2 protein-coding genes are annotated in these 1,890 nt (G+C 66.5%); both read left to right on the forward strand.

Features of this window, described 5'->3' with window-relative positions:
- On the forward strand, positions 1-484 hold a 484-nt coding region (locus tag ACV4UX_RS19080), incomplete at its 5' end, for a carbamoyltransferase C-terminal domain-containing protein (protein ID WP_491594859.1).
- On the forward strand, positions 481-1,890 hold a 1,410-nt coding region (locus ACV4UX_RS19085; protein WP_491594860.1), incomplete at its 3' end, for a hypothetical protein. The genes ACV4UX_RS19080 and ACV4UX_RS19085, both read left to right, overlap by 4 nt.

The following is a 1,890-nucleotide window of genomic DNA, read 5'->3' on the forward strand; positions in this document are numbered from 1 at the left end:
CCAGGGACGGGACGAATGGGGGCCGCGCGCCCTGGGCAACCGCAGCATCCTTGCCGACGCGGGCAGCCGCTCCATGCAGGACCATCTCAACGCCAAGATCAAGTTCCGGGAGCAGTTTCGTCCTTTCGCGCCCATCATCCTGCGCGAGCATTTCGCCGAATATTTCGAAACCCTGGGGATGGACGAAACGCCCTACATGCTGTTCACGCACGGGGTGAAGAAGCCCGAGGCCCTGCCGGCCGCCACCCACGTGGACAACACAGGCAGGGTTCAGACCGTCTCCCGCGAGCAGAATCCTCGCATGCACCGCACCTTGTCGGAATTCAGAAGGCTCACGGGCAGACCCGTGTTCATCAACACGTCCTTCAACCTGCGCGGTGAACCCATCGTCAGTTCGCCGGACGACGCCCTGAACACCTTCTACAATTCCGGCATCGACGATCTCTTCATCGAGGACCATCACGTCTCCAAGGAGCTGGCATGAGCAAGGGCATCCTCGTCGTCGGGACAGCGGCCCAGCCCCACGTGGAGGCCTGTCTCGACCGGTACGGCAGGGACTCGGCCCTGGTCGTCAACGCGCGGGCCCTGGAGCACTTCAGAGGCCGGGCGGACCGCGTGGACCATTTCGGCAGGGGCAGCGTTTCGGCCCACAACTGGAGGCTCTGGCTCGTGCTCCTGCAAACCCGCCCCGCGAGGGTCGTGGTCTGCTGCGGCGAGGTGTTTTTCCACGAGAACGTGCTGGCGGCCTTGGCGACGATCCGCGAGATCGGCCGGTTCGACTACGAGACGGTCTACTTCCACGAGGGCCGGGAGTTCCCCGCGCCTGAAGGGTGCTTCGAGCCCCACTTTTTTCGGAGGCCCCTCTTTCATGCGGCCCTCGCGTTCCCCTACCTGGCCGCCGGGCTGGCCTTCGGGTGGGCCGGGTTGGCCTGGAGCGCCGCAGCGACCGCGCTTTGCGAAGGGTTGCTGCGTCTGGCCAGGCCCCTGCGCCCGCCCATGGAGGGCGTGGTGCTCCCGGCGGCGACCAGCTACAGTTGCGGGTATCTGCGGGGCGACCGCGAACTCGGCATGGCCGTCCTGCCTGACAAGACCGTGACGGTGAGCGTCCAGCTCTCCCATGCGAGCTGGCGGCACACGGCGGTCATGCGCACGGACGAAGAAGGGTGCCGGAGGAGTCGGCCCCCGGGGGCCGATGTTCGGGGGCCTGAGATCACGCTCCTTGGCGGGTCCAATTCCTTCGGCAACCTGCTCGATGACGAGCAGACGATGGGGTGGGCGCTGCAGCGGGGCCTGCCCGGCTACGTGGTCAAGAATCGAAGCGTGAACGCCGCGCATTCCGCCTATCAGCTCCTGTTGCTGCGCAGGCTTCTGACGCGGGAGACGCCGCCCAGGGTGGTCGTCTACTACCTCGTGCCCCGCCTGGAGCGCTACATAACCGGAGGACGAAACATCTTCCACCTGGGTGAAGGCAGCCCGCCGGCCCAGGAGTTCCCCCACTCCGCGCGCGATCTGCCTCGCGGCGAGGGCATGGGCCCGTTCGTTGGGATGGATGTCGTAAGGCAGCAGGCACCAGTCGGGATCGTAGGGGTTGATTTCCTGGCCCTGGTCGTCGACGGTGGTCGACAACCAGTTGAACCCCTCATCCTCCAGGAACTGGTAGTAGCGCATGCCCTCTTCGCCGGTGGCCACGAGCAGGTCGACCCCCGCTGCCTCGCATTCGTCGCGCATGGCCAGCAGCGCATGCTCCGAGAGCACCCTCCAGTCCGGTCCGAACCGACGCGGCAGGGTCTGAACGCTCTCCAGGAAATAGGCCAGGGTCCGCACAAGCTCGGAGGCGTTCGCCAGACCGGGCTGGTAATACGCCGTGCCCGGGTGGACCGCCAACCGGCC

Source organism: Fundidesulfovibrio sp. (assembly GCF_058402725.1).